At 54.2% G+C, this 26228-nt stretch carries 26 protein-coding genes; 22 read left to right on the top strand and 4 right to left on the bottom strand.

Annotated features, from left to right (window positions below; translation table 11 throughout):
- Positions 1 to 47: 47 nt before the first annotated feature.
- From RCA23_RS08485 to RCA23_RS08465, 5 genes are all read left to right on the top strand, one after another.
- Positions 48 to 1091 (top strand): cobalt-precorrin-5B (C(1))-methyltransferase, encoded by a 1044-nt coding sequence (locus RCA23_RS08485; RefSeq protein WP_044049949.1) that lies wholly within the window; start codon positions 48 to 50, stop codon positions 1089 to 1091.
- Positions 1088 to 1819: a cobalt-precorrin-6A reductase gene (locus RCA23_RS08480; RefSeq protein WP_044049948.1), complete on the top strand. Its 732-nt coding sequence runs from the start codon at positions 1088 to 1090 to the stop codon at positions 1817 to 1819. Before RCA23_RS08485 ends, RCA23_RS08480 begins: the two co-directional genes overlap by 4 nt.
- Positions 1768 to 2433, top strand: a complete 666-nt coding sequence (locus RCA23_RS08475) for a DNA glycosylase family protein (RefSeq protein ID WP_052377101.1) — start codon at positions 1768 to 1770, stop codon at positions 2431 to 2433. Before RCA23_RS08480 ends, RCA23_RS08475 begins: the two co-directional genes overlap by 52 nt.
- Entirely contained in the window at positions 2430 to 3104 is a 675-nt protein-coding gene (locus RCA23_RS08470; RefSeq protein ID WP_044049947.1) for an alpha/beta hydrolase, read from the top strand. Before RCA23_RS08475 ends, RCA23_RS08470 begins: the two co-directional genes overlap by 4 nt.
- 80 nt (positions 3105 to 3184) lie before the next feature.
- A complete protein-coding gene (locus tag RCA23_RS08465; protein WP_044049946.1) occupies positions 3185 to 3769 on the top strand; it encodes an HNH endonuclease in 585 nt (194 codons plus the stop codon).
- Here the strand turns inward: RCA23_RS08465 and RCA23_RS08460 are convergent.
- Positions 3766 to 4698: a radical SAM protein gene (locus RCA23_RS08460; protein ID WP_044049945.1), complete on the bottom strand. Its 933-nt coding sequence runs from the start codon at positions 4696 to 4698 to the stop codon at positions 3766 to 3768. The genes RCA23_RS08465 and RCA23_RS08460 overlap by 4 nt on opposite strands.
- A 177-nt stretch (positions 4699 to 4875) precedes the next feature.
- Here RCA23_RS08460 and zwf point away from each other — a divergent pair, with 177 nt between their 5' ends.
- From zwf to pgi, 3 genes are read left to right on the top strand one after another with little or no spacing between them, the layout of a single operon-like run.
- Positions 4876 to 6327, top strand: coding sequence for a glucose-6-phosphate dehydrogenase (gene zwf / locus RCA23_RS08455; protein WP_044049944.1), 1452 nt, complete (start codon positions 4876 to 4878; stop codon positions 6325 to 6327).
- Complete coding sequence (gene pgl, locus RCA23_RS08450; protein ID WP_044049943.1) at positions 6327 to 7004, top strand: 6-phosphogluconolactonase; 678 nt, start codon at positions 6327 to 6329, stop codon at positions 7002 to 7004. Before zwf ends, pgl begins: the two co-directional genes overlap by 1 nt.
- A 9-nt stretch (positions 7005 to 7013) precedes the next feature.
- Positions 7014 to 8603 carry a glucose-6-phosphate isomerase gene (gene pgi, locus RCA23_RS08445; protein WP_044049942.1) on the top strand — a complete coding sequence of 530 codons (1590 nt, stop codon included), beginning with the start codon at positions 7014 to 7016 and terminating at the stop codon, positions 8601 to 8603.
- Here pgi and RCA23_RS08440 read toward each other — a convergent pair.
- A complete protein-coding gene (locus RCA23_RS08440; protein WP_044049941.1) occupies positions 8600 to 9685 on the bottom strand; it encodes a Gfo/Idh/MocA family protein in 1086 nt (361 codons plus the stop codon). The genes pgi and RCA23_RS08440 overlap by 4 nt on opposite strands.
- A gap of 9 nt (positions 9686 to 9694) precedes the next feature.
- A complete protein-coding gene (locus RCA23_RS08435; protein ID WP_044049940.1) occupies positions 9695 to 10408 on the bottom strand; it encodes a UTRA domain-containing protein in 714 nt (237 codons plus the stop codon).
- 84 nt (positions 10409 to 10492) lie between these two features.
- Here RCA23_RS08435 and RCA23_RS08430 point away from each other — a divergent pair, with 84 nt between their 5' ends.
- Both RCA23_RS08430 and RCA23_RS08425 read left to right on the top strand, forming a co-directional pair.
- A complete protein-coding gene (locus RCA23_RS08430; protein ID WP_044049939.1) occupies positions 10493 to 11650 on the top strand; it encodes an LLM class flavin-dependent oxidoreductase in 1158 nt (385 codons plus the stop codon).
- Positions 11650 to 12534, top strand: coding sequence for an aldo/keto reductase (locus RCA23_RS08425; RefSeq protein WP_044049938.1), 885 nt, complete (start codon positions 11650 to 11652; stop codon positions 12532 to 12534). The genes RCA23_RS08430 and RCA23_RS08425 overlap by 1 nt, the downstream gene beginning before the upstream one ends.
- A 6-nt stretch (positions 12535 to 12540) precedes the next feature.
- On the opposite strand, the gene RCA23_RS08420 is transcribed toward RCA23_RS08425, so the two are convergent.
- Positions 12541 to 13581 (bottom strand): LacI family DNA-binding transcriptional regulator, encoded by a 1041-nt coding sequence (locus RCA23_RS08420; RefSeq protein WP_347721357.1) that lies wholly within the window; start codon positions 13579 to 13581, stop codon positions 12541 to 12543.
- A gap of 372 nt (positions 13582 to 13953) precedes the next feature.
- Between RCA23_RS08420 and RCA23_RS08415 the strand changes: the two genes are divergently transcribed.
- The 12 genes from RCA23_RS08415 (at position 13954) to RCA23_RS08360 (ending at position 26217) form a co-directional block, all read left to right on the top strand.
- The gene (locus tag RCA23_RS08415; RefSeq protein ID WP_044049937.1) at positions 13954 to 15294 is read left to right on the top strand and encodes an ABC transporter substrate-binding protein; all 1341 of its coding nucleotides are present in this window, start codon (positions 13954 to 13956) and stop codon (positions 15292 to 15294) included.
- A 194-nt stretch (positions 15295 to 15488) separates the two neighbouring features.
- Complete coding sequence (locus tag RCA23_RS08410; protein ID WP_236631333.1) at positions 15489 to 16646, top strand: carbohydrate ABC transporter permease; 1158 nt, start codon at positions 15489 to 15491, stop codon at positions 16644 to 16646.
- Positions 16647 to 16657: 11 nt separating this feature from the next.
- Entirely contained in the window at positions 16658 to 17194 is a 537-nt protein-coding gene (locus tag RCA23_RS16660) for a hypothetical protein (RefSeq protein WP_201770456.1), read from the top strand.
- Positions 17191 to 17883: a carbohydrate ABC transporter permease gene (locus tag RCA23_RS16655; RefSeq protein WP_201770455.1), complete on the top strand. Its 693-nt coding sequence runs from the start codon at positions 17191 to 17193 to the stop codon at positions 17881 to 17883. Before RCA23_RS16660 ends, RCA23_RS16655 begins: the two co-directional genes overlap by 4 nt.
- Before the next feature lie 2 nt (positions 17884 to 17885).
- Positions 17886 to 19436 carry an alpha-amylase family glycosyl hydrolase gene (locus tag RCA23_RS08400; RefSeq protein ID WP_044049936.1) on the top strand — a complete coding sequence of 517 codons (1551 nt, stop codon included), beginning with the start codon at positions 17886 to 17888 and terminating at the stop codon, positions 19434 to 19436.
- The gene (locus tag RCA23_RS08395; protein ID WP_044049935.1) at positions 19437 to 20495 is read left to right on the top strand and encodes an ABC transporter ATP-binding protein; all 1059 of its coding nucleotides are present in this window, start codon (positions 19437 to 19439) and stop codon (positions 20493 to 20495) included.
- The gene (locus RCA23_RS08390; protein ID WP_044049934.1) at positions 20492 to 21811 is read left to right on the top strand and encodes a GH1 family beta-glucosidase; all 1320 of its coding nucleotides are present in this window, start codon (positions 20492 to 20494) and stop codon (positions 21809 to 21811) included. The genes RCA23_RS08395 and RCA23_RS08390 overlap by 4 nt, the downstream gene beginning before the upstream one ends.
- 291 nt (positions 21812 to 22102) lie before the next feature.
- Positions 22103 to 23041: a substrate-binding domain-containing protein gene (locus RCA23_RS08380; RefSeq protein WP_044049932.1), complete on the top strand. Its 939-nt coding sequence runs from the start codon at positions 22103 to 22105 to the stop codon at positions 23039 to 23041.
- A gap of 89 nt (positions 23042 to 23130) precedes the next feature.
- Entirely contained in the window at positions 23131 to 24204 is a 1074-nt protein-coding gene (locus tag RCA23_RS08375; protein WP_044049931.1) for an ABC transporter permease, read from the top strand.
- A gap of 15 nt (positions 24205 to 24219) precedes the next feature.
- Positions 24220 to 25002, top strand: coding sequence for an ATP-binding cassette domain-containing protein (locus RCA23_RS08370; protein ID WP_044049930.1), 783 nt, complete (start codon positions 24220 to 24222; stop codon positions 25000 to 25002).
- Positions 24999 to 25202: a hypothetical protein gene (locus RCA23_RS08365; RefSeq protein WP_044049929.1), complete on the top strand. Its 204-nt coding sequence runs from the start codon at positions 24999 to 25001 to the stop codon at positions 25200 to 25202. The genes RCA23_RS08370 and RCA23_RS08365 overlap by 4 nt, the downstream gene beginning before the upstream one ends.
- A gap of 13 nt (positions 25203 to 25215) precedes the next feature.
- Positions 25216 to 26217 carry a LacI family DNA-binding transcriptional regulator gene (locus RCA23_RS08360; RefSeq protein WP_044049928.1) on the top strand — a complete coding sequence of 334 codons (1002 nt, stop codon included), beginning with the start codon at positions 25216 to 25218 and terminating at the stop codon, positions 26215 to 26217.
- The last annotated feature ends 11 nt before the right edge of the window (positions 26218 to 26228 follow it).

The raw sequence follows: 26228 nt of genomic DNA, 5'->3' as shown, positions 1-26228 counted from the left end.
ACGCGCTTTGTGATTGGCGGCATGAATTGCCCTGCTATAGTGGCGCAATGGAGACCCGTGAATCCCCCCCTATGCGTCGCGGTTGGACGACCGGCGCTTGTGCCACCGCTGCTGTGCGTGCTGGGCTATGCGCCCTATGGGGCGGCGCGCAATTGGACGAGGTGCAGATCACCCTGCCCAAAGGAGAAAGGCCGGTCTTCAAAATCGCGCATCGCGAGGTGACGGCAGATTGGGTGGAAATTGGCATTACCAAGGATGCCGGCGATGATCCTGACGTCACCCATGGCGCTTTAATCATTGCGCGGGTGGCGCGCTCCTTGGGCGGTGTGCGCTTTCATGCAGGCGACGGCGTCGGCACGATCACAAAGGCAGGGTTGCCAATCGCTGTGGGCGAGCCCGCGATCAATCCGGTGCCGCGACAAATGATGCAGGCTGAGGTGGAGGAGTTGGCGGTCCATTATGGTCAAGCGCCCGATATCGACATCACCATTCGCATCCCAGGGGGCAGAGCTCTGGCCTTGAAAACCTGGAACCCAAGGCTGGGCATTGTCGATGGCCTGTCGGTGTTGGGCACGACGGGGATCGTGCGCCCATTTTCTTGCGCGGCCTGGATCGCCTCCATTCACCGCGGCATTGATGTGGCGCGCGCTTGCGGGGCGCCGCATGTGGCCGGCTGCACTGGGGCCACCTCGGAGCGCGCGGTCCAAGCGCTGCATGGCTTGCCCGACACCTCTATGCTGGATATGGGAGATTTTGCTGGCGGGTTGATGAAATATTTGCGGCGCCATCCGGTGGCGCGGCTGACCATCGGCGGCGGCATTGGCAAGATGACCAAATTGGCGCAGGGCGCACGCGATCTGCATTCCGCCCGCTCTCAGGTGGATTTCACCGCCCTGGCGCAGGTTCTCGACCAACCGGGTCTGGCCAAAGCCAATACTGCGCTTGAGGCCTATACGCTGGCTGGCCCGGATATGGCCCAATGGGTGGCGCACTCTGCCTTGGCCAATTGCCAATCCATCTTGCAAAGCGCCGATATCACAGTGGATTGCGTGGTCATAGATCGCACAGGTCGAATATTGGCGCAGTCATGACGGTCTTGATCCTCGCAGGTACGGGAGATGCCCGGCATTTGGCTCAATTCTGCGCCGATCACAATATTGCCGCCTGCGCCAGTTTAGCTGGGGCGACGCGCCAGCCGAAACAATTGGCCGTGCCCACCTACCATGGTGGTTTTGGCGGCGGTGACGGTTTTCGCGCTTTTTTGAAACGCCATGAGATTCGTGCTGTGTTGGATGCCACCCATCCCTTCGCCCATCAAATCACCCGGCGCAGCCATGACATCGCCCGCGAGATGGGTCTGCCCTATATGCGTTTTGAACGGCCGGCCTGGCAACCTGGACCGGGCGATCATTGGATCTCTTTACACGATGAGTCAGAGGCTGCGGCGCATATCGCCCTGGATGCGGTGGTGTTTCTGGCCACGGGGCGGCAAAGCCTGCCAAAGTTTGCCAATCTTGGACATGCGCAGTTGATCTGCCGGCAAATTGATCCTCCCGAGGGTGCGTTTCCCTGGCCCAATGGCGCGTATCTGATCGGACGACCGCCATTTTCCATGGCCGATGAGGAGGCATTGTTTCGCCGTCTTTCCGTCGATGTGCTTGTGGTTAAAAATGCCGGCGGTGCGGCCAGCCGTACAAAATTGGATGCGGCGCGCGCTTTGGGGCTAAAAGTATTGATGATTGAACGCCCGCCTTGCACGGCCCGGCCATGCCTATCGGAACGATCACTGGCGGAGGCTTGGTTGGCGCAATGGACATAATAACGATCTCCAGTCCGGCTGATATTGATCACGCTGTCGCCCAGCTCAACATTCCGCAATTCAATGTCATTTATGAAAAATGCAGCCCCATTCCCCTGAGGTGCAAACCGCCCGGTTTTGCCAGCTTGCTGCAGGCTATCATCGGTCAACAAGTCTTGGTCGCCTCTGCGGCTGCGATTTGGGAGCGTATTCAGGCGGCCGGCCTGTGTCGTGCGGCCGCAATGGCGCAGGCCAGCACGGAAGACCTGGCGCGCTTGGGCCTGTCTCGCCCCAAAATCCGCTATGCGAAGGCCTTGGCGCTGAGCGGGCTTGATTATGAGGGTTTGGCGGCTTTGTCCGATGCGGAGGTGCTGTCCCGCCTGACCGCTATCACAGGCATCGGGCGGTGGACCGCGGAGGTTTACGCATTGCAAGCCCTGGGCCGGGCGGATGTGTTTCCACATGGGGACTTGGCCCTCCAAGAGGCGGCACGGCAGGTGTTTCATCTGCCGAAGCGCCCCAGCGAGGCTGATATGCGCGCCTTGGCTGAAAATTGGGCACCGTTCAGAGCCGTTGCAGCGCGTCTGTTATGGGCCTATTACAAAGATCACAAATCGCGAGAGGGGATAGGATGACACGGGTTTTGAAATCGATGAGCCAGTTGCCACAGGATCAAGATGGCGCTGTCACCTCAGCGGTCATCTTTTTACATGGCTACGGGGCTAATGGTGCGGATCTGATGGGGCTGGCGGAGGTGCTTGCGGACCATATGCCGGGCACATTATTTCTTGCGCCCGATGCACCAGAGACGACCGTTATGGCGCCCATGGGGCTGCAATGGTTTCCCATCCCTTGGATTGATGGATCGTCAGAAGAAGATGCTGCCAATGGTCTGCAAGCGGCGTCAGAGGACCTAAATGCCTATCTTGATGGGGTGATGGTGGACTATGATCTGCTGCCGGAACAAGTGGTCATTTTTGGATTTTCGCAAGGCACGATGATGGCGCTGCATGTGGCGCCGCGGCGCGAGGATCCGGTGGCCGGGGTCGTGGCTTTTTCGGGTCGGTTGCTGCAGGCGGAGGCATTGCAAGATGATGTGCAATCCAAAATGCCGATCCTTCTGGTGCATGGGGATGAAGACGAGGTAGTGCCAATTGATGCATTGCCCCATGCGGCCGAGACTTTGGAGGCCGCGGGCTTCAAAGAGGTTTATGCCCATATCATGAAAGGCACGGGCCATGGCATTGGTCCCGATGGGCTGCAGGTGGCTTTGGCCTTTATGCGCAAACAGCTGGGTATGGAGTGATAAGCACACACCAGATACAGGGGTTGCCTGTTTTATTTCCCCAGATATAGTGGCCCCATGTAGCGAACGGGGCGCCATCTATGACTGGAGACTTTAGAACGCAATTTGTGAAAGAAGCGGCCTCGCCGGCGCAGCGGCCGGCCTTGGTGCTTAACGCAGATTATCGCCCTTTATCCTATTACCCGCTGTCTCTGTGGAGTTGGCAAGATGCGGTGAAGGCGGCCTGGCTTGACCGGGTGCAAATTGTTGCCGAATATGATGATATTGTGCGCTCACCCACAACCGAAATCCGTATCCCGTCGGTCGTTGTGCTGCGCGATTATGTCAAACCGCAAAGCACTGTCGCCTTTACGCGCTTCAATCTATTTCTGCGCGATGAGTTTTCTTGCCAATATTGCGGTTCGCGCGGCGATTTGACCTTTGATCATGTGGTGCCGCGCACGCGCGGCGGGCGCACCAGTTGGGAAAATGTGGTTGCGGCCTGCTCCAAATGTAACTTGAAAAAAGGGTCCCGCAGTCTGAAACAATCGGGCCTGCATCTGCGCAAACCGATCCGCAAACCGCAGGCCGAAGAGTTGCGCAATCTCGGGCGAAAGTTTCCACCGGGCCATCTGCATGAAAGCTGGGTCGATTTTCTATATTGGGATGCAGAGCTTGAGGCCTAGGCCGAGCAGCTGGCACCACCGAGCACACAGAATTTTGCACAATGAGGATGGTTGAGCGCGACGTCTTGTTCTGCCTCTTGCAAAGTGGTTCCCAATTCGAATTCCGGCGCATAGGCCAAAAGCGTGCAGGCCAAAACCGCTGGGCGCGCGGCGCCCTTGCGTTTGACTACCATGCGTGAGGAGGCGCACATCAAACTGTTGGGATCCTTGTCCAAAATTCCCCAGCAGGCTGTGGTGATCTCTGGCACTTTGGCACGTTCGTCCAGCTCTGGAAACAGTACGGTGACGCCGGGATTGAAGGCGTCAATATCATATCCGTTCTGTGTAAAAAGCGCGCTATAGCCGGCGCGGCTGCTCGCCTCGCTGTCGCCCCAGACGGTGCGGCCGGCGACATGCATTCGGATGCCGACATCGCGCAGCCAGTTCATGCCCTGGAGTGTCTTGTCAAACGCTCCCTTACCGCGCTCAGTGTCATGGTTGGCGCGGTCAAAGTGGTCGAGCGAAATCCGCAGGGTAAGCTTGCCGGGGTAGGCGGCATTGAGCCCCAAAAGCCCTTGTTTGACCCGTTTGCGCATCATCGGCAGCATGGCATTGGTTAAGATGAGGACCTCATAGCCGGCAACGAGGCTGCATTCAGCGATGTCAATCATTTCTGGGTTCATGAAAGGTTCACCACCGGTGAAGGCAATCTCGCGCACGGGCCAGTTTCGGCTGAGCAATTGTTGCAGATAGTCTTTTACCTCATCGGCAGTGATATAGACCAATGCATCATTGGTCGGGCTGCTGTCGATATAGCAATTGACGCATTCAATATTGCAAAGCGTACCGGTGTTGAACCACAGCGTCTCAGGATGGGTCAGGGCCACCCGCGCGCGCGCCTCACCTTTGGCGGTCACGTTGGGGTCGGAAAATTTATCGAGATGGGCCATAGGTTGTCGCTCCCTGAAATATAGCGGTGCCGCTTGATCCCTCCATAATACGGCATGGAGCGAAAAAAAACAGTGATGAAACATACTGACAGAGAATTGATCGCGGCCTATAAGGTGGACAGGGGCCGCGCGCCGTTGTAAGGCACCGTTAGCGCAAACATTTCAGAGGATCCGCCCATGGTCTCCCGTGTCATTCCCGTTGAGCCTTTCGATCTTGTCATCTTTGGTGGCACGGGTGATTTGGCACGCCGAAAAATACTGCCAGGGTTGTTTCGTAGGTTTTGCGCCGGCCAAATGCCCGCTGGCGCGCGCATCATAGGGGCTGCGCGCGGGGATATCGGCCAGCAAGGCTATCAAGACATGATCCGCGGGGCTATCAATGAATTTGGTGCGCCCTCCGCTGAGAGCCTGGTGCATCTCGACGCCTTCATTGCACAGCTGCATTATGTTGCGATCGATATTTGCGGCGACGGCGGCTGGGGTGAATTGGCAAAATTGATCCGCAAAGATTTGGTGAATGCCTATTATTTCTCTGTTGCTCCAAGTCTCTTTGGCGATATCGCGGCGCGCTTGAATTCATGGGACATAGCCACCCCAGAGGCGCGCATCGTCGTTGAAAAACCTTTTGGCCGCGACCTGCAAAGTGCCAAAGCGCTCAACAAAGTTCTGTCACAGCAATTTGATGAAAGCCAAATCTACCGGATTGACCATTATTTGGGCAAGGAAACTGTCCAAAATCTCATGGCCGTGCGCTTTGGAAATCTGTTGTTTGAACCTTTGTGGAACGCGCAATATATCGATCATATCCAGATCACTGTGGCGGAGACTGTGGGCGTTGGTGGGCGCGGGGCCTATTATGACAAATCGGGCGCAATGCGCGATATGGTGCAAAACCATTTGATGCAGCTGTTATGCTTGATTGCGATGGAGCCACCGTCACATTTTGATCCCGATGCGGTGCGCGACGAAAAGCTAAAAGTCATCCGAAGCTTGGCGCCCGTGGCCGCACATCACGTTGTGCGCGGCCAATATGATGCCACCGCTACAACGGCCAGCTATCGCACGGATGCAGAAAACCCGCGTAGCTTCACAGAAAGCTATGTCGCCATTAAGGCGCATATTGAGAATTGGCGTTGGGCCGGGGTTCCGTTTTATCTTCGGACCGGCAAGAAGCTCAAAGCACGCACCTCGGAAATCGCAATTGTCTTTAAGAAATTGCCCCATTCTATTTTCGAAAAATCAGCAGATGAAAAGCAAAATGTGCTGGCAATTCAACTGCAACCCAATGAGGGAATGACGCTGGATGTCACCATTAAAGAGCCTGGTCCCGGGGGGATGCGTTTGGTGCATGTGCCGCTAGATATGACTTTTGCCGATGCCCTTGGAGATCACTCAGAGGACACACCAGATGCCTATGAGCGGTTGATCATGGACGTGATACGGGGCGACCAAACGCTGTTTATGCGCGGCGATGAGGTGGAGGCGGCCTGGAAATGGACCGATCCCATTATTGAAGCCTGGGAGGCGCGCAATGATGTGCCCAAGCTTTACGACGTCGGTTCGGCTGGACCTGAAGATGCCATGGCGCTCATCCACCGTGACGGTCGGCGCTGGCGCGAGGTGAAGTGATGCAGCTGACATCTTATGAAACCGCATCTGAGATGATGCAAAGCCTCTCGGCTCAAATTGCGTCAGAGCTGTCTGCGGCGATTGCGCTGCGCGGGCGCGCTTGTTTGGCCGTACCCGGTGGCAGCACGCCGGGCCCACTGTTTGATTTGCTTAGTCAAGCGGCGTTAAATTGGGCCAATGTGACCGTGATGTTGACCGATGAGCGCTGGGTTCCCACGGACAGCCCGCGATCAAATACGGGTTTGATAAAAAACCGTCTGTTGGTCAATTCCGCCAGCGCAGCGCGCTATATCGCGCTTTATGCGCCGGGCTTAGATCACGTCGGCGGCGCGCGTGCCCTGTCGCAACAAGTTGCGCCGAATTTGCCGATCGATGTGGTGGTTCTGGGGATGGGGGCGGATATGCACACAGCATCGCTTTTTCCCGGAGCGCCCGAGCTGTCACTCGCGCAAGATGCGCGGGCCGATGCGGTTATGCCGATGGTGCCTGTGGGATCTGACCTCGAGCCGCGCGTGACGTTGAGCGCCCAGGCCCTTGAAACTGCGCGTCAGACTCATGTTTTGATCATTGGAGATGATAAAAAGACGGCCCTTGCTCAAGCGCAAAGTCTGTCGCCCATTGATGCGCCGATTGCACAATTTTTACCCAATGCCACTGTGCATTGGAGCCCGGTTTAGGACGTAAAGATGTTCACAGATTTAAAAGAAAAATATACTGCCGTGCGCGGCCGTCAGATTATCAGCTTATTTGATGACCAAAGAGCCGGAGAATTTTCGGTTCAGGCCGATGGTCTGTTTTTCGACTATTCCAAGACAAACATTGATCATGAAACCCGGGATATGCTTTTGGCGCTTCTGGGTAAGGTTGATTTACCTGAAAAGCGCGCAGCGATGTTTTCGGGTGAAAAGATCAATATCACCGAAGATCGCGCGGTGTTGCACACCGCTCTGCGGCGCACCTCCGGTCCGGTTTTTGTCGAGGGCTGCGATGTCATGGAGCAGGTTTTGACCACACGCGACCGGATGTTAGACTTTGCCGAGGCCGTGCGCTCTGGGGCGGTGCAGGGGCAGGGTGGGGCCTATACGGATGTGGTGAATATCGGCATTGGCGGCTCCGATTTGGGACCGGCTATGGCCTGTTTGGCACTCAAACCCTACGCGCGGGGGCCTCGATGCCATTTTGTCAGCAATGTCGATGGCGCGCATGTGACCGATGTTTTGGCGAATTTGGATCCGCGCACCACATTGGTGATCGTGGCGTCGAAAACTTTTACCACGATTGAAACCCTCACCAATGCACAGACGGCCCTGAGCTGGATGGCTGATACCGTGGAGCGGCCGGCGGATCAATTTGTGGCCCTGAGCACTGCGGAGGATAAAACCTCGGCCTTTGGGATTGCCGCAGATCGCGTCTTTGGCTTCGAAGATTGGGTTGGTGGACGCTATTCAGTTTGGGGGCCGATTGGTCTGAGCCTCGCCATCGCCATTGGCGCGGAGCATTTCCGGGCGTTTTTAGGCGGCGCAGAGGCGATGGACCGGCATTTCCAAACCGCCGCCGCACAAGACAATTTGCCCATCATGCTGGCCTTGGTGGGGGTGTGGCACGCCCAGGCGGCCCGATATGCCACCCGGGCTGTCTTGCCTTATGAACAGCGCCTGTCGCGCTTTCCCGCCTACCTACAGCAGCTTGAAATGGAGTCCAACGGCAAGGGTGTGGGCATTGACGGTCATGACCTCACCGATCCGTCTGGGCCGATCGTTTGGGGTGAGCCCGGCACAAATGGTCAGCACGCTTTTTATCAATTGATCCACCAGGGCCGCCACATCATTCCTTGCGAATTCATGCTGGCCAAAGAGAGCCATGAGCCGCATTTGACCCATCAACACCATTTGCTTCAGGCCAATTGTCTGGCGCAATCACAGGCATTGATGCTTGGGCGCGACCTGCCCGCAGCGCGGAAGATCGCAGAGGCCAAAGGGTTTGAGGGCGCGGAATTGGAGCGTCAGGCCCGCCACCGTGTGTTCACAGGCAACCGCCCATCCACGACATTAATCTATCCCAAACTCACGCCGTTTTGCCTTGGACAGCTGATCGCACTCTATGAGCACCGGGTCTTTGTGGAAGGGGTGATCCTTGGGATCAACTCTTTCGATCAATGGGGTGTTGAGCTGGGCAAAGAATTGGCCACGGCTTTGGAACCTGTTTTGAAAGGCGACAGTGCCGGGGGGCAGAATGATCCCTCAACAGTGAACCTGGTGGCGCAGCTGCGCGTTTAAAGCTCCACCACCCGGTTTTCCAGCGCCGAAACTTGGGCCGCCTGACCCATGCGCACGGCCCAAATCCCATCGGTGAGGCTGACCTCTGGCGCCGCGCCCTGCAAGACAACCTGTTGAAATTTTTGATGTTGATAAAAGGTTGAGCCATTGTGGTCACCGGCGGCGAGGAGCGCTTTGGGCACTGGGGTGTCGATCCGGCGTGGGCCCATCGGACTGCGCGGGCTGATCACAACATGAGGGACCGGCGGGGATGGCATATGAGTCGGCCAAAAACGCGCCGGGCCGGGCACATTGCAGGCAATCTTTCCTTTGGGCCCGACGGCGTGAATTTCTTCCTGATATTCTGAGCCTTCAGCGAACATGCTCAACTCTAACATGGCGCGGGCACCGCTGGCGAAGTCAACGATGACATAGCCGCAGTCCCAGATGTCTGAGCGATGTCCCGCATAGACCTCATCGAGGTGATTCACTTCCTGACCCGCGCTGGCCATCACCCGTATTGGGTCAGATTTTAAAATCAGCCGCATGAGATCAAAGAAATGGCAGCATTTTTCAACCAATGTTCCGCCGGAATTATGATTGAAGCGGTTCCAATCTCCAACTTTTGGCAGAAACGGAAAGCGATGCTCGCGTATGGTGAGCATTTTAATCCCGCCGGTGACCTCCTCGGCTTGCTCAATCAACGCCGCAACAGGCGGCATATAGCGATATTCCATCGCAACCCAAACCGGGGCGGGGTAAGATTGGGCGAAGGCCGTAGCCTGCGCCAAATCGGCAGGATCTGTGAAGAGCGGCTTTTCGCAGAGGATCGGCAAGGCCCGCAGGGCCGCGATCTGTTGAAGCTGTGCCATATGGCAGTGATTGGGGCTGACAATGACCAAGCAATCTAGAGCTTCGAAGGCTAAGAGCGCGTCCAGACTGTCAACCATTGTGGCATTCGGCAAAGCCTTCGCGGCCTGTGCGCGCATCTGGGCGTCTGGTTCAAAGACAACGGTGATCTGCGTGTCGTCTAACAGCTCAATATTGCGAATATGCTCCTGGCCCATCATGCCGCAGCCAATTAATCCATAGCGTAGTGTCATTATCTGTCCTTACTTGATACGTGCGACATAGCGTGAAACGGAAGGATCATACCAGTTTCGTGAAAACTCGAGGGGCGCGCCTGTATTGGCCCATGCGATTCTTTCGACATAACCGGCTGTCTCGCCAGGGCGCAGACCAAATTGATCTACGCTCCAAGGTGGTGTTGGAGCAAAAGTGACGTGATCCTCGGCCCTTACAATCCACAGTCCAAAACGGGTTTGATAGGTATGATAGAGCGACTCTGAAATCTCTTCAGCGGCGATATGATCGGCCACTGAACCGTCGAGCCATATCTCTTCAAGGGCGGCGGGTTGGTGATCGAGAAACCGCAAGCGGCGGAAGCGAAAAGCGGCTGAATCTGGGCCAAAATATGGCGCATCCATAGGTTTTGGAATCCGGTCAACCGACAAAAGCTCCGCGGTCGGAAGGCCGGCCCCAGTGAGAGATTCCAGCCTAAAGAATGAATAAATATTAGCGGCTTGCGGCGTTATATTTATGTAATTCCCTGATCCGTGTTTGCTGCGAATGAGCTGTTGGCCTTGCAGGCGGCTTAAGGCCTTGCGCAGAGTGCCCACAGCCACGCCAAATTCTGCCGCCATGGTCCGTTCCGGTGGCAAGCGCTCGCCGTCAAGCCATTGCCCTGCAGTGATGCGGCGCGCGATGGCTTCGCTGATCTGCACATAGGTGGGCAAAGCGCCGGGTGAGGGGGTTGGATTGGCCATGGGGTTTGCAAATTGATCCACTATTGATTTACATCTTGATGTGAGGTTTAAACGTGGAATGCAAGCCTATTTTTCGAGACCGCAATGACCGTCGTTCCAATTACCTCCGCTGATTTGAAAGCGGCCGAAGTCTCTTGGTTTTCGGCCCTCTGCTCGGATGACTACCAATACCTTGGCGTGCCCGATGGCGCATTGCGCTCCTCTTGGGCGCATTGCAGCAAAATTGTGCAGCAATCAGAGGTCAATGGCTTTCGCAATATCCTATGCCCTTCCTCCTATCAGGTCGGGCAAGACACTTTGTCTTTCGTTGCCGGATGCGCCCCGTTGACCGAGAAAATCAATATGCTGGCTGCCATTCGCTGCGGTGAGATGCAGCCGATCATGTTGGCGCGAACGGTCTCGACATTGGATCACATGCTCAAAGGGCGTTTGACCTTGAATGTGATTTCATCCGATTTTCCAGGCCAAAAAGAGCCGAGCCCCTATCGCTATCAAAGATCGCGTGAAGTGGTGCAGATCCTCAAGCAAGCCTGGACGGCCGATGAGATAAATTTTTCAGGAGAGATTTATAACTTCCAAGGGGTTAGTACGGAGCCGGCCCGTCCCTATCAACAAAACGGTGGCCCGCTGCTTTATTTTGGCGGCTATTCTCCCGATGCGGTCGAGCTTTGCGCCGAACATTGTGATGTCTATCTCATGTGGCCGGAGACCAAGGAAGATTTGAGCCAAAGGATGCAGGCGGTACATGCACGGGCGGCCACCTATGGTCGCACTTTGGATTATGGGCTGCGTGTGCATATGATTGTGCGCGATACGGAGCAAGAAGCGCGCGAGTTTGCGCAAGAATTGGTCTCGAAGCTCGATGATGAAACCGGCAGCGCGATCCGCGACCGGGCCCTGGATAGCGGATCTTATGGGGTTTCGCGGCAAGCGCGGAATCGTGATTTGGCTGATATGGATGGGTTTATCGAGCCGCATCTGTGGACCGGGGTGGGCCGCGCCCGCTCTGGCTGTGGCGCGGCCCTTGTGGGATCTGCCGATCAAATTTTGTCAGAGCTTGAGGCCTACCAAAAGATGGGCATGCGCTCATTTATTTTTTCTGGCTATCCGCATTTGGAAGAATGTGACTACGTAGGCAAGCTGGTCTTGCCGCATATGGCAACATGTTCTTTGCCGCATGAGTATGGGCGCGTGCCCCATGAGACCCCTGCAACCCCACTTGGAAATGGACCCCGCGTGTAATGGAACGAATTTCACTGACTGAGACTGTGGCCCTGAGCCGTTTGATTTATGGCATGTGGCGCCTGGCAGATGACAGCGACACCAGCCCGCGCCATGTGCAGGCGAAAATCGAGGCCTGTTTGGCACAGGGCATCACGACGATGGATCAAGCGGATATCTATGGCGGCTATGAGGCCGAAGAGGTGTTCGGCAACGCTCTGCGCGCCGCGCCGCATCTGCGCGATCAAATCGAAATCGTGACCAAATGCGATATTCTTGTTGGGGCCGGGCGCTATTCCAGCACGCGGGTGAAACATTATGATACGTCAGCGGCGCATATTGCCGCCTCGATTGATCACTCCTTGCGCCTTATGGGGACAGAAAAGATTGATCTTTTGTTGGTCCACCGGCCTGACCCGATGATGGATCATCACGAGACAGGGGCGGCTCTGGACGCGGCGGTGGCCTCTGGAAAGGTGGCTTGCGTTGGCGTGTCCAACTTTAAGCGCCATGACTGGACCTTACTACAATCAGCGATGAAAACGCCTTTGGTCACCAATCAGATTGAAATGAGCGTTTTGGAAAATAGCGCATTTACCAATGGCGATTTGGCCTTTTTACAGGAATTTGGCGTGCCGCCCATGGCTTGGTCGCCGCTGGCAGGCGGAGCATTGTTCCAGGGCCAGAACCCTAAGCTTTTGACCCTGCTGCAAGAGATCGGCGCCGGTGATGTGGCCGCGGCCGCAGTGGCCTGGTTGCTGGCGCATCCCGCGCGCATCCTGCCGGTGTTTGGCACCAATAACCTCGCGCGCATCGCCAAATTAGACGCCGCCCGTGCCATTACATTTGACCGTGAGCTTTGGTTTGAGGTGTTTGAAGCGGCCAATGGCCAAGAGGTGCCATAGCTTTTGCTACCGCCTGCGCGGTGGTTTTGTCGAGGAGCCGAGAATTAACTCAGCATCCAGCAAGATACCTTCGGGGTCTCGACCGGGGTCAGCAATGGCTTTCAGCAAGAGATCCGCGCTGAGACGACCGGCTTCACGCACCGAAGAGCGGGTCGCGGTATAGACCGGCACCGCAGCGGCATCACGAAAATATGACAAGTCATCATCATGGGTGATCACTGAAACATCACGTCCGAGTTTCAACTCCCGGTCGTCGAGCGCGCGCCGGATACCATTTGCCATAATGATCGATGAGGTGACGAAGGCCGTCGGGGGGGTGGGCAAATCTAGGAGCGCAAGGGCGTTTTTGTGGCCATTTGGCTCGGTCATTTCGCCATGTGTTAGATAGGCGTCGGCCAGTTCGATGTTGTTTTCTTTGAGCGCACGCCGATAGCCCTGTGCCCGGCGCATGGCAAAATCCATATCTGCCAAGCCGTTGATCAATCCGATGGTGGTATGGCCCAATTCTATCAACAATTGCGTCGCGCGAAAAAAGGATCGCTCATTGTTGACGTCCACCCAATTGTATTTCTCAACTGTATTGCTTGAGCGCCCATGCACAACAAAGGGCAGATTGAGATTGTTGAGCTGGGCGATGCGCTTCTCGTCGACGCGCGGCGCATGAACCACCACGCCATCCACCGCCGAGCGCGCGGCCAATTCCTTGTAGCTGGTAAATTCATCTTCATCTGGCACCAGTGACAGCAGCAAATCATAGCCGCTTTGCGCATAGCGTGCGCTGGCACCGGCGATGAAATCGGCAAAGATCGGGTTGACCATTTCATGTTCTTTGGAAACGGAGACCAAATGCCCGATTGTCATCGATTTCCCCGTCGCCAAGCGCCGGGCCCGGACGTTGGGTTTGTAATTACGTTTTGCCGCGGCCTTAAGGACCAGTTGGCGGGTTTTTTCGCTGACCTCGGGGAAGCCATTTAGCGCGCGACTCACCGTGGTCTGCGACATGCCAAGCTCTTGGGACAGAGATTTGAGATTTGTAGAATTCGTCAAAGCGCTTCCATTATTTTGCAGGTGTTCTTAGCACGGTCTCAAAAAAACTATTTTTTGAGCGTTTTGCCTATTTTATATTATTCCTGCCTCATTGTTTCGCAATAATAAAGGTCTTTTTTGCATTCGAGAGATTTTAAATGAATTGACAGCGGGCGGAGTGCAGAATAGTCAAAGAAAATCCAAAGCGCTTTGAGAGCTTGAGAGCGTAAAAACTGCTTGCATTTTGGACTCGAAATCTATGTTGTATTTTGGGAACCATGCTGGTTTTTAAGGTGCCGTTTTGAGAGGCGTTGCGAACTGTTCGAGGCGCGTTTTGAAAGGGTGGAGACTGTGAAAAGAACTGTGAAAAGAATAGACTTTAGGGAGGAATAAATGTCTTTTTCGAATAAATTTTTGAGCGGGGCTGCTGTGGCGGCTTTGTCCATGTCTTTCGCCGGAATGGCGCAAGCGGATGCCTGTGATACGCCCTCTAAACTCGGCGATCTTGGCAATTTTGCGGGTGAGGTTATCACCATTGCTGGCTCTATGGAGGGCAAAGACGAAGAAATGCTGCTGAACACCGTGAGCTGCTTTGAAAAAGCAACTGGCGCTGTCGTGCAATACTCCGGTTCACGTGATTTTGCCGCTTTGGTGGTTGCAGATTTGCGCTCCAACAACGCGCCAAATATTGCGATTTTCCCGCAGCCTGGTCTGGCCGCGGATATGGCCAAAGAAGGCCACTTGGTGCCACTTGGTGACGAATTGGCCAGCTGGATGTCTGACAACTACGGTGCGGGGTCTTCATGGGTTGATCTGGGCACATATGCCGATGCCAATGGCAAAGAAGACTTCTACGGTTTCGCCTTCAAAATGGATCTGAAATCCTTGGTTTGGTATTCTCCAGAGCAGTTTGAAGACAATGGCTATGAAATCCCATCCACAATGGAAGAGCTGATTGCTCTGTCCGATCAAATGGTGGCCGATGGCAATACGCCTTGGTGTATTGGTGTGGAATCGGGCAATGCGACGGGCTGGACGGCGACCGATTGGATGGAAGATCTGATGCTGCGCACAACCTCGCCAGAAAACTATGACCGCTGGGTCTCCAATGATCTGCCGTTTAACAGCCCTGAAGTGCTGAATGCGATGGAAGTTTATGGCCAGTTCTCACGCAATGACGATTATGTTGCCGGTGGGGCCTCCTCAGTTGCGACAACCTTCTTCGGTGACGCGCCAAAAGGTCTGTTCTCCTCGCCTGCCAGCTGCTTGATGCACCGTCAGGCATCTTTCATCCCAGCCTTCTTCCCGAAGAAAGGCGAAGAAGTGGCGAATGGCGAAGCAGATTTCTTCTACTTCCCACCCTACGCTTCAGCAAATCTTGGCAACCCAGTTTTGGGCGCCGGTACGCTTTGGACCATGGCAAAAGACTCCCCCGCGACACGGGCGTTCTTCCAATACATGACCGAAGCATCCGCACATGAAGCTTGGATGTCACAAGGTACATTTTTGACCGCGCATAAAGGTGCAAATTTGGATGCCTATGCGACACCTGCTTTGCGCAAACAGGGTGAGATCCTTTCCAACGCCACGACATTCCGGTTCGACGCTTCGGACCTGATGCCAGGGGCGATTGGCGCAGGTGCCTTCTGGTCAGAGATGACCGCTTTTGCAAACGGCCAGGATGCTAAAACCACAGGTGACAACATCCAAGCCGCATGGGACGCCATCAAATAAGATGCGCCTGATGTGATAAATTTGAGGAGCGCAAAGAGTATTTGCGCTCCTCTTTTTCTAAGCTCCCCTGTTATCAGATATGATTTAAGGATCATGCGATGCGCGCCCTCAGCCCTATTATAGCCAGCAATGGTTTTGCGATATTTCTGACAATTGTCTTTCTTTTGCCCATAACGGCAATTTTTGCTTTCGTCGTGACCACGCCATTAGACGATGCAATGGCAAACTTGGGTCTTTGGATGCATGCGCAATGGCAGTGGTCTTTTCCCGAATTTGACACGCAAGAGCGGTTTGCAAAAATGGGATTTGCCTTGAGATCCGTTGTGATTGCGGTGGGGATTTCTTTCTTTTATTTCGGGATCACCAATTGGCTGAACGCCAGTTTGGCGCGGGTGCGCTGCAAAAACTCTCTTGGCCGCCAATCCAATATCGTTGAAGCGATACAGCCTTGGATTTTCGTGGGCCCGACTTTGGTCTTGCTGCTCTTGTTCTTGCTGGTGCCGGCTTTGTCCACACTGTCATTGTCGTTTCAAGAGTATGACGGCACGCCCTCGGTGCGCAACTATGCCTTCCTTTGGGATCCTGACTCCTTGGGCTATTTGCAATTTCGTCTGGCGATGCGCAACAGTCTAATGTGGCTTATTCTTGTTCCCTCAACCTGCATCATCTTCGGGCTTTTGATCGCTGTTTTGGCCGATTCTGTTTCTTGGGGCGTGGTGGCGAAAACCTTTATCTTTGTGCCTTTGGCGATTTCCTTTGTTGGGGCCGCGGTGATCTGGCGCAATATATTTGCCGGTGGCGGGATCGAGCCGTTGGAGACACTCAACGGCATGACGCCCTCCTATCAAATCGGACTGCTTAAATCCTTACTCGGCCATACAGCAGAATATAACGAGCCGCTTTACAGTCTGAAATTTTGGGGCAATTTCTTTTTGATGTGGATCTTGGTTTGGGTTCAAACCGGCTTTGCTATGGTGATTTTCTCGGCGGCGCTGCGCGGCGTTCCAGAGGACACGATTGAAGCGGCGAAGATTGATGGGGCCAATCCCTTTCAGATGTTCTTTCGCGTGAAGCTGCCGCAAATCTATTCCACTGTTTTGGTGGTTTGGACGACATTGGTGGTGTTGGTGCTCAAAGTCTTCGATATCCCTTATGCGCTGTCCGCCAATGATGACGATAAATTGCTGCTGGCAACCATGATGGAAAACGCCCGTAACAACTGGTCGATTGGAGGTGACAATGTGGACAATCTTTATGCCTCTATCGCGGTGATGCTGATGCTGACAGTTGTACCTAATATGGTTTTCAATGGCTGGCGCATTCGGCGCGAACAAAAAGAGCTTGGGAATTAAGGTATAGATAGATGACAAAAACTCTCAGCCATATTGTCCTCGCCCTGATCGTATTTATTTGGGTCGTGCCCTTTGTGGCCCTCGTCTCGACGTCGATGCGCTCTGAGGTGGCCGCGAAAACCTCCGGGTTTTGGACCTCATTTACACCGACGGAATTGGGGCATCGGTTTGCAACCCATGAGCGGGGCGTGATGGAGCCTGCTGTGATCATGCGTGGTAACATCCTGGAGCGGATCAACGCCGAGGCCTCTGGCTATGCGGTCTCGGGCGATGTGAAATCGATTTTGATCAAGACCCGTATCGCCGATCCTGAAAACCCGGGAAAAACCAAGTTGGTCCGCAAATTGGTGCCAGCCGGAGAGGTGATGGATGTCCGGGGCGGCGCCTTTGTTTTCGAAACCAAAATGGTGACTTCACCTGGACCTTCGATCAGGCCACGGCGCCCAAGCCCAAAAACCTTGATGTCTTTATCAATCAAGATCCGGCCTTCGGGGCAGATGCCTATATTGAAGTCTTATTTGACAATAAGAACGTCCCCAATGCTTTGATCTCCTCATTCATTGTCACCATTCCCGCAACGATCATTCCAATCACCATTGCCGCTTTCGCCGCCTATGCGTTTGCTTGGATGCAGTTTCCGGGCCGGGATTGGTTGTTTGTGATTGTGGTCTCACTGATGGTTGTGCCAACGCAATTGGCCTTCCTGCCTATCTTGCAAGGGTTCAGTGGAATTGCCTCTTGGGCCACAGCCTTAAACCAATGGTTGACCGATTGTGAGCTGACCGACAGCTGCCAAGTGGCGTCCAAGTCCTTTGCCAGCCTTTGGATCACCCACACGGCCTTTGGCTTGCCGCTGGCGATTTACCTGCTGCGCAATTACATTGTCGGCCTGCCCAAAGAGCTTTTGCAAAGCGCGCGAATTGATGGCGCGAGCCATTTGCAAATTTTCACGCGGATCATCGTACCGCTTTCTGTGCCGGCTTTGGCCTCTTTCAGCATCTTCCAATTTCTTTGGGTATGGAATGACTTGATCGTGGCTTTGTATATCGGGCCGAACAATTCGTCGGATTTGGTCTTCCCCATTCGGCTGCAAAAACAATTGGGAACCTTCAAAGATCAACTGCATTTGCTAAACGCATCTGCGGTGATTTCCATGATCGTGCCAGTTGTCGTCTTCCTGTCGATGCAGCGGTATTTCATTCGTGGGCTGCTGGCTGGCTCCGTAAAAGGTGGTTGATTATGACTGAACTTAAATGGTGGGAAACCGCCGTTATTTACCAAATCTATCCACGATCTTTTCAGGATTCCAATTCTGACGGGATTGGCGATTTGCCGGGGATTACCACGCGGCTTGAGTATATCGCCAATCTCGGGGTTGATGCGATTTGGATCAGCCCATTCTACCCCTCACCGCAGAAGGATTTCGGCTATGACGTCTCCGATTACTGCGATATCAATCCTGAATACGGCAATTTGGCGGATTTTGATGCCTTGATTGCCAAGGCGCATGGGCTTGGCCTTAAGGTGATGATTGATATCGTGCCGGGTCATTGTTCCGATCGACATATTTGGTTTGAAGAAAGCCGGCAGTCGCGCGACAATCCGAAAGCGGATTGGTTTCACTGGGCCGATCCATTGGCGGACGGCTCGGCACCGACCAATTGGCTGTCCTTCTTTGGCGGTCGGGCGTGGACATGGGAGCCGCGGCGCCAGCAGTATTATTTACATAATTTTCTGCCAAGCCAGCCCAATCTCAATCACGCCAATCCGAACGTCATTGAAGCCTTTCGACAGATTGCCCGTTTTTGGTTCGATCGCGGTGTCGATGGGTTTCGAATGGATGCGGTGCATACGGTCAATGCCGATACTGCGCCTTATCGTGACAACCTGCCGAAACCAAATTTTAAGCTGGGCAGCCTGCCGCAAGAGCAGCAACCCTTCTTCCGGCAATTGCATGACAGTGCGCAGCTCAATCAACCTGCCATTCAAAACTTCATTGAAGCCTTTCGCAAAGTTGCGGATGAATATGATGGAGATCGCTTCTTAATGGGTGAATTGCACGGCGATGATCCGGTTTTGGCCAGTGAGACTTTCACAGCACCCGGGCGTCTGCATGCGACCTATAACTTTAACCTCCTCGAATGGGCCGGGCTTGATGTGGCTGGGCTGGAGAAGGCGATTTCAACGGCGATTGAGGCGTTTAATGGGACCGGGCGTCTCACTTTCGCCTTTTCCAATCACGACGTGCCGCGCTCCGCCACGCGCCAATTGGCGCCTTTGGGTCTTGGGGAAGAGCAGCAAGAGGCGTTGCAGTTGCTCTTGCTGAAATTGGAAACCAGTCTGATTGGCTCGGCCTGTGTCTACCAAGGTGAGGAATTGGCCCTCAGCGATGTGCAAGACATTCCACTCGATCAAATGCAAGATCCTTGGGGGATTGAATTTGCGCCCGTCTTCCTCGGTCGTGACACCTGCCGCACACCCATGGTTTGGCGCAGGTCTGACAATCAATGGGGTGGGTTTTCGGATGCGGCCAGCACTTGGTTGCCCGTAGCAGAGCCCCATCTGGCGCGCGCCGGCCTCGATGAGGCGGAGCGCCCCGGCTCAGTCTATTGCCAATTTTCCGAGTTTTTGGCTTGGCGCAAGAAACAGCCCGCCATGATGCGTGCCAATAATATGACGTTAGTGGCCAGCGGGCCGAAAGAACTTGTCTTTGATCGCATGTCAGAGACGCAAAATCTAAGATGTCGCTTTGATTTTGAAACATTAACAGCATCCATCGCGGAGATTTAAATGGCTCAAGTAGAATTACAGGGTGTGAATAAGGCATTCGGCAAAACGGAAGTCATTCGCAACGTTGGGTTGGAAATTGAAAAAGGCGAATTTGTGGTCTTTGTTGGCCCCTCGGGCTGTGGCAAGTCGACCCTGCTGCGGCTGATCGCCGGGCTTGAGACGCTCACCAGCGGCGATATCTGCATTGCCGATAAGACGGTCACGGATTTGCCGCCGTCGAAACGCGGCATTGCCATGGTGTTCCAATCTTATGCACTCTACCCGCATATGACAGTCTATAATAACATGGCTTTCTCGCTTGATCTGCAAGGTGTGCCCAAAAAAGAGATCCGGGAGCGGGTTGAGGCGGCGGCGAAGATCTTGCAGATGGAGACGTTGCTGGACCGCCGCCCGGCAGCTCTGTCAGGTGGGCAGCGCCAAAGGGTGGCGATTGGTCGGGCGATTGTCCGCAATCCCGATGTGTTTTTGTTTGATGAACCGCTCTCCAATCTCGATGCGGCCCTGCGGCATGACACAAGGGTGGAAATTGCGCGGCTCCATGCGCAACTGGGAGCAACAACCATCTATGTCACCCATGATCAAGTCGAAGCGATGACCCTGGCGGATAAGATTGTCGTGCTCAAAGCAGGTGAGGTGATGCAAGTGGGCGCGCCGATGGAGCTTTTCAATAAGCCAGCCAATGAGTTCGTTGCTGGATTTCTGGGCTCGCCCACAATGAATTTCTTTCACGGCACGTTAACTGGGAAGTCTGAAACACCAGAGCAGGGGCGGTTTTCTGGTGGCGGCATTGAAACGGGTGATGTGCGCTTGGTGTCCACGGAAAAATCCATTGGCGATTCGGTAAAACTCGGCATTCGTCCGCAGCATTTGATTATGGATGACAAAGGCCCACTTGAGGGTGCTGTGTCCTTGGTGGAGCGTCTGGGCACGGACACAATCATCGAGTTAATGGCCGCTGACAACACGCTGTTCCGCTTCGCCACGGCAGAGGCTATAAATGTGACGGCAGGAGATGTTGTGCGTTTTGGCTTTGACCCTGAAAAGGTGCATATCTTTTGATACAGCGCAGCGATTTTCCAGAAGGGTTTCTATTTGGAACGGCCACATCGGCCTACCAAATTGAAGGGCATGCCAAGGGTGGGGCCGGGCTCACCCATTGGGATAGTTTTGCCGCCACCCCTGGAAATGTCGTGCGCGCTGAGCATGGGCAATTGGCCTGTGACCACTATCACCGCTTTGAGCAAGATTTGGACCTTGTGGCTGCGGCGGGGTTTGACACCTATAGATTTTCCACCAGCTGGGCCCGGGTGATGCCCGAGGGCAGGGGGCCGGTCAACCAAGAGGGCTTGGATTTTTATGATCGCCTCACGGATGCGATGTTGGAGCGCGGATTGAAACCCGCGGCCACGTTGTACCATTGGGAAATGCCCTCTGCTCTTGAGGATCAGGGCGGCTGGCGCAATCGTGATATTGCCCATTGGTTTGGCGATTTTACCGATGTCATCATGGGGCGGATTGGCGATCGGATGTTTTCGGTCGCTCCTATCAATGAGCCTTGGTGCGTCGGCTGGTTGTCACATTTTGAAGGGGCACATGCGCCCGGTCTGCGTGATATTCGCGCGACGGCACGCGCAATGCACCACGTGCTTTGCGCCCATGGTACCGCGATTGCCCGGATGCGGTCCTTGGGTATGACGAACCTTGGGGCTGTGTGCAATTTCGAATTTGCCAATCCCGCAGATGATAGCGCAGAGTCCGCCGCGGCTGCAGGGCGCTATGACGCAATTTACAATCGTTTCTTCATGGGCGGTATATTCCACAAGTCCTATCCAGATTTGGTGCTGGAAGGGCTTGAGCCGCATTTGCCCAAGGGTTGGGACAGTGATTTTGATTTGATTGGGGCACCGGTTGATTGGTGCGGCATTAATTATTACACCCGTTCAAATATTGCAGCCAAAGACGGCGCCTGGCCAAATGTGCAAGCGGTTGAAGGGCCTTTGGAGAAAACCCAAATGGGGTGGGAGATTTATCCAGATGGGCTTTATGAGTTCATCATGCGCACCCACCGCGAGTACACCAAGGGCCTACCGATCTATGTCACCGAAAATGGCATGGCCAATGACGATCCGATTGTGTCAGGCTGCATCACCGACGATGCCCGCATTGCCTATATTGAGGCGCATCTGCAAGCGGCCATGCGCGCGATCAAGGACGGCGCGCCTTTGATGGGATATTATATCTGGTCGCTCCTGGACAATTACGAATGGGCCCTGGGTTATGAGAAACGCTTCGGCCTGGTGCATGTGGATTTCGACACCCTGGAGCGCCGACCCAAAAAGAGCTTTGAAACCCTCAAAGGCTGGATTGAGCGGTAGGGCGCAGGCGCGTCAGATTGTTTGGATCGCGGCAATTTGAATTGTTGGTTGGTATTTTGCAACCGGTTGCAAAAAAAGCGAATCAGATTATAGTCCTGTTATGTTTCGAGCCGCGCGGTGGGCGCTGTCTTTTTTGGTGGCTGCTCTTTGGGAGGTTTGGGACCGCGTTTTTAACGGTTTCCGTCAAGATATCCTTGCAAAGAGGAAGAGTTGGCGGGCAGCAAACGCTCACAATATTTTGGGCAACCCGGAAAACTTCATTGTGCGCCGGGCACATTTTGGGAGAGAACTATGAAAAAACTACTATTGGCGACTGGCCTGACAGCCTTGATGGGCACCACAGCTGCGGCGCAAGAGATTGGCGCGACATTTTCGCGGTTTGATGATAACTGGTTGACTGTTCTGCGCACCGGCATGGTTGAATATGCCGGGACAATCGATGGGTTATCCTACCAGCAAGAAGATGCCTCTGATGATTTGGCCAAGCAAATTGACCAGGTGCGTAACTTCGTGGCCTCTGGTGTAGACGCCATTATTGTCAATATCGTGGACACCTCGGCGGGTGCTGCTGTCTCTGCTGCTGCTGGGGACACGCCGCTGGTTTATGTAAACCGTGAGCCTGACAACGTGGATGTATTGCCTGCGACACAGGCCTTTGTGGCCTCCAATGAGATTGAATCTGGCACATTGTCCGCATTTGAAATCTGTAAAAACCTGCGTGCTGACGGCAAGGCCGGTGGTGCGCGTGGCTATCTGATGAATGGACAACTGTCCAACCAGGCCGCTGTACAGCGTTCGAAAGATGTGCATGACGTGATTGGCATGGATATGTGTAACTTCATGACCATCATTGATGAGCAGACTGCAAATTGGTCTCGCGACGAAGCGCAAGATTTGATGACAAACTGGATGTCTTCGGGCGAACCATTTGACTTTGTTTTGGCCAATAATGATGAAATGGCGATTGGCGCGATTCAGGCAATGAAAGCGGCCGGTATGGACATGGCTGATGTGCAGGTTGGTGGCGTTGATGCCTCACAAGACGCGCTTTTGGCAATGGCTGCTGGCGACTATGATGTCACAGTTTTCCAAGACTCTGTTGGCCAAGGCACAGGGTCCATCGACACAGCTCTGCGCCTGATCGCCGGCGAGAAAGTTGACAAAAAAGTCTACATCCCATTCGTTCTGGTGACACCAGACAATATGGGTGATTTCCTCGACAAAAACTAAGGTCTTTTGAGACGATAAAAACCGGAGGCGGCGCGATCACAATTTGCGCCGTCTTCGCCATATTTGACCGTACAACATGGGGCTTATTTATGTCAGATACCAGTCACGGCACCGGCGGACTTACATTCGACAAGACAAAGCGATCTTGGCCAAGTGAATTAAACGTCCTGTTGGCATTGATCATTATCATCGTCATTTTTGAGATTTTGGGTCAGGTTCTGCCCTATATGAATGACCAAAGTTTTTTGTTCGACACCCGAGATCGATTTGACTCTATATTCAACGAAGCGCGTCTAAAGATCATCATCTTACAAGTTGCGATTATTGGCATTATTGCCCTGGGTGTCTCGCAGGTGATTATTACCGGAGGTATTGATCTGAGCTCTGGACCCTTAGTGGCTGCAACAGCGATGATTGCGATGAGTTTTGGACAGACCGAATTGGTCAACGGATTTGCCAATCCTAAAGCTCTGTTCGGTCCCTGGGCCATGGATCTTCCGGTGCTTGTCCCGATTGTGATTGGCTTGTTTTTCGGCGCCCTTATCGGCGCGATCAATGGCACCTTCGTGGCCTATTTCAAGATCCCCCCCTTTATCGCAACCTTAGGCATGTTTTTGATCTGCCGGGGCATTGCGCTTTGGTGGTCCTCGGGCAATCCGATTTCTTTCCCAACGGCGCAGTTTCACGCGATCGGTGGCGGCATGATGCCAGTCGTTTGGTTTCTGTCTCTGGCCGTGATTTTTCATCTCATTATGCGCTACACTGTTTATGGCAAACATACCTACGCAATCGGGTCCAATGAAGAGGCCGCGCGGATGTCAGGGATCAATGTAAAGCGCCATAAAATCATGGTTTATATGATTGCGGCTATCCTGGCGGCCTTTGCGGGGATTGTTTTGAGTGCGAAAGCCTCAACCGCGCAGGCGGGTATGGGCGAATTTTATGAACTCTTCGCAATTGCGATGGCGGTGATCGGTGGCATTAGCCTCTCTGGTGGACGTGGATCCATTATTGGAACCGTGCTTGGGGCCATGGTCTTGGGCGTCATTCGCTCTGGCTTTACCTATATCAAATTGGACGGATCCTATCAGTTGATGGCCATGGGCGGCATCATCATCGCCGCGGTGATTTTGGATCAATATCGCCAACGCAACAAAGCTTAGTCAGGAGATTACAACATGAGCGAAGAATTTGTTCTAAAGACGGTAGACCTGACCAAACACTACGGCGGGGTCCATGCTCTGGAAGGCGCGAATTTTGAACTGCGCAAAGGCGAACATGTCGCCATCATGGGGGACAACGGGGCTGGGAAATCCACCTTCGTTCGTCAGATCACCGGGGTGGAGCAGCGCACACGCGGCACCGTTATCTTTGATGGCAAAGAAGTGTCTTTTGCCGGCCCGATTGAAGCGCGGGAATTTGGAATTGAAACCGTGTTCCAAACCCTGGCTTTGGCCGATCATCTGGATGTGCCCGACAATCTCTTTTTGGGGCGAGAGAAAACAAAATGGGATTGGCTCGGTCCGTTCCGGCTTCTCGACTATAAGGCGATGCGGCAAGACACCTTAGCGGCCCTGGAAAAAACCGGGGTGAAAATTCCGAATATTCACAACACCATTGAGAAAATGTCCGGCGGGCAAAGACAATGTGTGGCGATTGCCCGCACGGCCTCCTTTCATTCCAAACTGACGATTATGGACGAGCCCACCGCTGCGCTTGGGGTGCAAGAAACCGAGCAGGTGGAGAACATAATCCGTCAGTTGAAAGCGCAGGGTGAACCTTTGATCCTGGTCAGCCATAATATGCGGCAGGTCTTTGATTTGGCCGACCGCATCGTGGTGTTCCGTCGGGGCCGGATTTGCGCCAATCTGGATATCAAAAGTGGCGATTATACCGGTGAGGATGTGGTATCTTATATTACAGGAGCGAAAACAGGCGCCGAATATGAGGGTGCCGCTTGAAAAAGTTTTTCAATCTCGACGATCCCTTCTTCGCACCGCTCTGGATTCGCGCTACGATTGTGGTGCTACTCGGCTTTTGGACGATGATTGAGCTTGTCGCCGGTGCGCAGGGCTGGGCCGTGTTCTTTGCCGCCTTGGCCGTATTTTCAGCTTGGCGCTTTGCCGTAATCGATTATACGAACGAGGATGGTGGAGAATAAGGGCAGTGGGTGAATGGCCGTAACTTTAAAAGATGTCGCGGAAATGGCCGGCGTGTCCCGTTCGGCCGTATCGCGCACATTTACAGAAGGCGCCTCTGTCTCTGCGAAGGTTCGTCAAAAGGTGATGGAGGCCTCTCAGGCCCTGGGATACAGCCCCAATGCTTTGGCCTCATCGCTCACCACCGGCCGCACGAAGCTCATTGGGGTGATCTCCGATAATTTTCACAATCCTGTGTTTCTGGAAGTCTTTGACCTGGTGACCAAGGGCTTGCAGGATCGTGGTCTGCGCCCTTTGCTGGTCAACCTGTCTGATGAGGTGGATCCGGCCAATTCTGTCCGTATGCTCAGGCAATATTCGGTCGATGGTGTGATCGTGGCCTCGTCAACCTTGCCCGTGAGCTTTGCCGAGGCCTTTAACAGCGCTGGCGTGCCGGTGGTGCATTGTTTTGGTCGCCACTCTGAAAACCCGCGCGTCAATACGCTTGGCATCAATAATTTTGCCGCCGGGCAGCTGGCTGCTGAAACGCTGTTGGCGCGGGGGTACGCGAAAATTGCCTTCATGGGCGGGCCAAAATCGGCGACATCGACCCAAGATCGCTGTGACGGCTTTATGGCGGCATTGCAGGCGCATAGCGCTGTGATCCATTCTATTTCCTATGCCAGCGCCTATTCCTTTGAGGCAGGGCGCAGGGAGATGCTCCGCTTGATCGAGGCAGGGCCGGCGCAGGCGTATTTTTGCGGCGATGATGTCTTGTCAATTGGAGCGCTTTCGGCGGCGCAAACTTATGGGCTATCGGTGCCAGAGGATATTGGGTTTTTGGGTCTCAATGATATGGAAATGGCGCAATGGTCGAACATTAATCTCACGACGATTCACAATCCCATCGCGGAAGTCGTGGCAAAATCTGTGGATCTTGTGGTGCGCATATTGGCCGATCCCAGTCAACCGCCGGAAGCTGTGCTATTCCCCGGTCATATTGTGGAGCGGGGCAGTTTGCGGCCCATCCTCAGCTAAGACTGGGCCGC

It is taken from the genome of Planktomarina temperata RCA23 (assembly GCF_000738435.1).
GTDB lineage: Bacteria > Pseudomonadota > Alphaproteobacteria > Rhodobacterales > Rhodobacteraceae > Planktomarina > Planktomarina temperata.
This window is presented reverse-complemented; position numbering and strand designations above follow the sequence as displayed.

Excerpts from the sequence above, each read along its gene's own strand:
- RCA23_RS08485 (WP_044049949.1), top strand. The coding sequence starts at position 48 with ATGGAGACCCGTGAATCCCCCCCTATGCGTCGCGGTTGGACGACCGGC.
- RCA23_RS08480 (WP_044049948.1), top strand. The coding sequence starts at position 1,088 with ATGACGGTCTTGATCCTCGCAGGTACGGGAGATGCCCGGCATTTGGCT.
- RCA23_RS08475 (WP_052377101.1), top strand. The coding sequence starts at position 1,768 with ATGCCTATCGGAACGATCACTGGCGGAGGCTTGGTTGGCGCAATGGAC.
- RCA23_RS08470 (WP_044049947.1), top strand. The coding sequence starts at position 2,430 with ATGACACGGGTTTTGAAATCGATGAGCCAGTTGCCACAGGATCAAGAT.
- RCA23_RS08465 (WP_044049946.1), top strand. The coding sequence starts at position 3,185 with ATGACTGGAGACTTTAGAACGCAATTTGTGAAAGAAGCGGCCTCGCCG.
- RCA23_RS08460 (WP_044049945.1), bottom strand. The coding sequence starts at position 4,698 with ATGGCCCATCTCGATAAATTTTCCGACCCCAACGTGACCGCCAAAGGT.
- zwf (WP_044049944.1), top strand. The coding sequence starts at position 4,876 with ATGGTCTCCCGTGTCATTCCCGTTGAGCCTTTCGATCTTGTCATCTTT.
- pgl (WP_044049943.1), top strand. The coding sequence starts at position 6,327 with ATGCAGCTGACATCTTATGAAACCGCATCTGAGATGATGCAAAGCCTC.
- pgi (WP_044049942.1), top strand. The coding sequence starts at position 7,014 with ATGTTCACAGATTTAAAAGAAAAATATACTGCCGTGCGCGGCCGTCAG.
- RCA23_RS08440 (WP_044049941.1), bottom strand. The coding sequence starts at position 9,685 with ATGACACTACGCTATGGATTAATTGGCTGCGGCATGATGGGCCAGGAG.
- RCA23_RS08435 (WP_044049940.1), bottom strand. The coding sequence starts at position 10,408 with ATGGCCAATCCAACCCCCTCACCCGGCGCTTTGCCCACCTATGTGCAG.
- RCA23_RS08430 (WP_044049939.1), top strand. The coding sequence starts at position 10,493 with ATGACCGTCGTTCCAATTACCTCCGCTGATTTGAAAGCGGCCGAAGTC.
- RCA23_RS08425 (WP_044049938.1), top strand. The coding sequence starts at position 11,650 with ATGGAACGAATTTCACTGACTGAGACTGTGGCCCTGAGCCGTTTGATT.
- RCA23_RS08415 (WP_044049937.1), top strand. The coding sequence starts at position 13,954 with ATGTCTTTTTCGAATAAATTTTTGAGCGGGGCTGCTGTGGCGGCTTTG.
- RCA23_RS16660 (WP_201770456.1), top strand. The coding sequence starts at position 16,658 with ATGACAAAAACTCTCAGCCATATTGTCCTCGCCCTGATCGTATTTATT.
- RCA23_RS08400 (WP_044049936.1), top strand. The coding sequence starts at position 17,886 with ATGACTGAACTTAAATGGTGGGAAACCGCCGTTATTTACCAAATCTAT.
- RCA23_RS08395 (WP_044049935.1), top strand. The coding sequence starts at position 19,437 with ATGGCTCAAGTAGAATTACAGGGTGTGAATAAGGCATTCGGCAAAACG.
- RCA23_RS08380 (WP_044049932.1), top strand. The coding sequence starts at position 22,103 with ATGAAAAAACTACTATTGGCGACTGGCCTGACAGCCTTGATGGGCACC.
- RCA23_RS08375 (WP_044049931.1), top strand. The coding sequence starts at position 23,131 with ATGTCAGATACCAGTCACGGCACCGGCGGACTTACATTCGACAAGACA.
- RCA23_RS08370 (WP_044049930.1), top strand. The coding sequence starts at position 24,220 with ATGAGCGAAGAATTTGTTCTAAAGACGGTAGACCTGACCAAACACTAC.
- RCA23_RS08360 (WP_044049928.1), top strand. The coding sequence starts at position 25,216 with ATGGCCGTAACTTTAAAAGATGTCGCGGAAATGGCCGGCGTGTCCCGT.